Here is a 4,247-nt window from a genome sequence, read left to right on the forward strand (position 1 = left end):
CAGGTGCGGAGCGGACCGCCGACGCACTCAAAGGTTGCGCCGCTTATTGAGTCGATGTTTGCGGAGGAGAAGATCATATTCGGCGATAACCCGACCATGCGCTGGTATGTCAACAACACGTACCAGGAGCTAGACGCAAAGGGAAACACGACGTACAAGAAGATCGAGCCGAAAACCCGCAAGACAGACGGGTTTTTTGCTTTGATACATGCACTGTCGAAGGACAGCGAGCTTCCGGAAACACAGGATTATGTCCCGATGCTGGATGTATACACCTACTGAAGGGGGTGAGCACTTGAGCTTATGGCAGACATTTTTGAGTTGGTTTAATAAAGACACAGGAACCCTACGGCTAGACGCCATCATCGGGGAGCTTGCCGCCGAGGTGTATTTCAAGGAGCTTGCGGTACAAGCCTGCGTGAACCTGATCGCAAATACCGTGGCCAGGAGTGAATTTCGGACCTACGAAGAGGGCAAGGAGGTCCGGAAGGACAACTACTACCTCTTCAACGTCGAGCCGAACCTCAACAAGTCAGCATCTAAGTTTTGGCGCGATGTAGTTGCAAGGCTGGTTTACGACAATGGCTGCCTGGTGGTGCAGTATGATAATCGCTTTTATGTAGCCGACAGCTACCAGGTGCAGAAGTTTGCTTTTCGCGATTACATCTACACCGACGTGACTGTGGACGATTTCCGGCTGAATCGGAGCTATGACGAGAGCGAAGTCTTTCATTTTGAGCTGCACAACGAGAAGATCAAGACGGTCATTGACGGGCTTTACCAGTCTTATTCCAAGTTGATTGCAGCGAGTCAAAACAGGTATAAGAAGGGTGCTGTCCGGCGTGGGGCCTTGACCGTGCCGACAACCTATCCGCAGACAGAGGAAGCGCAAGATGCCCTCAAAGACTTGCTAGATAGGCGGTTCAAGAAGTTTTTCTCAGCTGAAGGCGATGCGGTCATACCGCTAACCAACGGCATGACTTACACAGAGGCGGTAGGCGAACGATCCGGAGGCACAAAAGGCAGTCTCGAAGGCCGTGACATTCGGGCGTTTGTTGATGACATCTTTGATTTTGTGGCGATCGCTTTCCAAGTGCCACCGCAGCTCCTCAAAGGCAACGTGGCCGACACTGACAAGGCGGTCAACAACTTCCTGACGTTCTGTGTTAACCCGTTGGCCGAGCTGCTAACGGACGAGATCAACCGCAAGATGTATGGCAAGAGAGCTTACCTAGAACGCACATATATGATGCTTGACACTAGCCATATCCGGGCTGTTGACATCAAGGACATTGCCAATGCTCTGGATGTGCTGATCAGGTGTGGCGCCTACAGCATCGACGATTGCTTGATGGCCATGGGCATGGAGCCACTTAATACCGAGTGGAGCCGGGCAAGATGGATGACCAAGAACTATCAGCCTATTGAGGAGGCCTTTGAAGGGGGTGGTGAGGATTAAGAAATATTACGCATTAGCCGTAAAGGACAAGGAGGCGTCGATTTACATTTTCGGAGACATTGTGTCGTGGGAGCTATTCGAGAGCGATGTGTCGAGCTACAGCCTGGTTAAGGAGATTGAATCCCTACCCGAGGACATTGAGACAATCAATGTCTTCATCAATTCCTATGGAGGCGAAGTGGCCGAGGGGCTCGCTATCTACAACGTGCTGCGGCGGCACAAAGCAAAAGTCAAGACGCATTGTGACGGCTTTGCCTGCTCGGCGGCAAGTGTGGTATTTATGGCCGGCGACGAGCGGATCATGTCCAACGCGTCCTTGTTGATGATCCACAATGCATGGTTGCTAACCGCCGGGGATCAGAACGCCCTGCGGAAAGACGCAGACGACTTAGAAACCATCAACCAGGCTACCATCAACGCGTACATGAACCACGTTAGTATCACCGAGGACGAACTAAAGGCGATGATGGATGCTGAAACCTGGATAGCGTCAGCCGACGCGCTTGAGATGGGGTTTGCGACGGCCGTAGTGGATGGAGCCTCGGGCAAAAAGGCTAACCAGAGCTACCAGAGGCGATTGGTTGAGTTGGTGCTGACGCACCGGCAAGCAGCCAAGGAGCCTGACGTGGCACCGGAACCTGTGCCAGAACCCGAGCCCCAGCCGGAACCGGCCCCGGAGCCTGAGCCAGAACCCGAACCGGAGGACAACAAGCCTAAAAATCTAATGGCGGCACTCTTTGCCGCGGAGGGGGATTAACCGTGAAGAACATGGATCTGCTGGTAAAGCAGAAGAGCGACATTGTTGCGAAGATCAACCAGGCCATAACAGATGGCGACGAAGAGGCCTTTGCGAAGGCGTTTGCGGAGTATACGGAGATACTACAAGAGGCTGTCATGGCTGAGGCCAAAGGCCTTGTGGCGGCAGCTGACAACCAGATCCTTAGCGGTCGTGGCGTAAGGGCTTTGACCAGCGAGGAAACGAAATATTACAACGGGCTGATTGGTGCCCTGAAGTCTGGCAACCCGAAACAGGCATTGACCGACTTCAATGTGATTCTGCCCGTTACCGTGATCGATGCTATTTTCGAAGATCTGACCGAAGATCATCCACTGCTGGACGTGATCGGCTTCACGCCAACCGGCGCGCTGGTCGAAATCCTCGTAAATACGCAGGATGGGCGCCACTTAGCGACGTGGGACGACCTCTGCACCGAAATTGTTAAAGAGCTGACCGGGGGCTTCAGGAAGCTCGACCTAACGCAGAAGAAGCTCAGTGCATTCCTGCCCATCTGCAAGGCAATGCTTGATCTTGGTCCTGCGTGGCTTGACCGTTATGTGCGCGTAATCCTGTCCGAGGCTATCTCCAATGGCCTCGAAGGCGGCATCATCGACGGCTCCGGCCTAAAGGCTCCTTGCGGCATGAGGCGCGATCCTAATTCGCCGCTTGATCCCGTTACGGGCTACGGCCTGATTCCCAGCATCCCGTTCAACGAGATCAGTCCGGCGACCTATGGCGCGCTGCTTGCTGAGTTGTCTGTATCGCCCAACGGCCTGAACCGGAAGATCTCGGAAGTGATCTTTATAGTCAACCCACTTGACTATTTCACAAAGATCATGCCTGCCACATCGTTCCGGCGGCCAGACGGCACATATGCCTACGACATTTTCCCATTCCCAACGCGCGTGATCCAGTCCGTGTATCAGCCCGTCAACGAGGCGATCATTGGCCTACCGAAACGGTATTTCATGGGGCTTGGCACCTCCAAGGGCGGGAAGATCGAATACTCCGACGAGTATCGGTTCCTTGAGGACGAGAGGGTATACCTGACTAAGCTCTACGGCAATGGCATGCCGCTTGACAGCCGTTCGTTCCGCAGGCTGGATATCACCGACTTGAGGCCTGTGTATCCTATCGTGCGCACTACTCCATATGTAGATGCGCGGCTGGATGGGCTGAAGATAGCTGATGGAGCTGTGGCGATCAGTCCGGCGTTTAATGCGGATGTGCATTACTACACGGCTGAAACCGAAAATGTGGCCGACCTGGTGGCTGCAACCGCCAAGGATGCCAACGCGGTAATCACAGCGACGCTTAACGGCGTGGAGACAGACCTTGCCACGAATCAGGCCTGGACCGAGGGACAGAACGTCATTGTTATCACTGTCACCAACGGCGGAGTAGTTGAGACCTATATCCTGGTCGTGACATACACGGTAGAGCCTGAGGCCTAAGGGGCTGATGTAGTTGAGCAATAAACACAAAGTCAAAGTTCTCCGGACTTTCCGGAACAAATACAGTAAGTCCCTGCACAAAGCGGGGACTTACTTGTCTATCTCTATGAATCGGTATGAGGAGATCAATAATGCGGGATACGGCAAGCTGGTGGAGCTGGTGGAGGACACAGAAGGGGAGTGATACGCCATGCTGCAAGCAGTCAAAAACTATCTAAAAATCACTTGGAACGATGAGGACTCTCGCATCCAAGGGATCATCGACCGAGGGCAGGCGTATCTCAACGACCTAACCGGCACCACGCTAGACTTTGAGACCGACGGACAGCCCAAGGCCTTGCTGCTGGACTATTGCCGGTACGTCTACAATAACGCATCGGAGTATTTCGAGGAGAACTACAGCAAGGAGATCCTGCGGCTACAGCTCCAGGAAGGCATAAAGGCCATGGCTGATGAGGTGGTGTCTGATGAAGTCTAAGGCTGAAGTCATGCGCGACCTCGGCAGAGTCCGCAGGCGCAAGATCATTATCCAGCGGAAAGAGACAACGAAAGACGC

At 53.6% G+C, this 4,247-nt stretch carries 4 protein-coding genes and 1 pseudogene; all 5 read left to right on the forward strand.

Features of this window, described 5'->3' with window-relative positions; translation table 11 throughout:
• A pseudogene (locus ACE4YL_RS09765) lies at nt 1-282 on the forward strand (terminase large subunit); the annotation flags it as partial.
• Between the two features lie 13 nt (nt 283-295).
• Complete coding sequence (locus tag ACE4YL_RS09770) at nt 296-1,459, forward strand: phage portal protein (protein WP_461369587.1); 1,164 nt, start codon at nt 296-298, stop codon at nt 1,457-1,459.
• Complete coding sequence (locus tag ACE4YL_RS09775) at nt 1,449-2,216, forward strand: head maturation protease, ClpP-related (protein WP_461369588.1); 768 nt, start codon at nt 1,449-1,451, stop codon at nt 2,214-2,216. Before ACE4YL_RS09770 ends, ACE4YL_RS09775 begins: the two co-directional genes overlap by 11 nt.
• 11 nt (nt 2,217-2,227) lie before the next feature.
• Complete coding sequence (locus ACE4YL_RS09780; RefSeq protein ID WP_461369590.1) at nt 2,228-3,691, forward strand: phage major capsid protein; 1,464 nt, start codon at nt 2,228-2,230, stop codon at nt 3,689-3,691.
• A 190-nt stretch (nt 3,692-3,881) separates the two neighbouring features.
• Nucleotides 3,882-4,169, forward strand: coding sequence for a head-tail connector protein (locus tag ACE4YL_RS09785; protein ID WP_461369589.1), 288 nt, complete (start codon nt 3,882-3,884; stop codon nt 4,167-4,169).
• Nucleotides 4,170-4,247: the final 78 nt, after the last annotated feature.

It is taken from the genome of Candidatus Darwinibacter acetoxidans (genome assembly GCF_041936445.1).
In the GTDB taxonomy this organism is placed as follows: Bacteria; Bacillota; Limnochordia; order Darwinibacteriales; family Darwinibacteriaceae; genus DTU010.

What these genes read in the sequence shown, in the direction of transcription:
- ACE4YL_RS09780 (WP_461369590.1), top strand. Translation starts at nt 2,228, where the DNA reads ATGGATCTGCTGGTAAAGCAGAAGAGCGACATTGTTGCGAAGATCAAC.
- ACE4YL_RS09785 (WP_461369589.1), top strand. Translation starts at nt 3,882, where the DNA reads ATGCTGCAAGCAGTCAAAAACTATCTAAAAATCACTTGGAACGATGAG.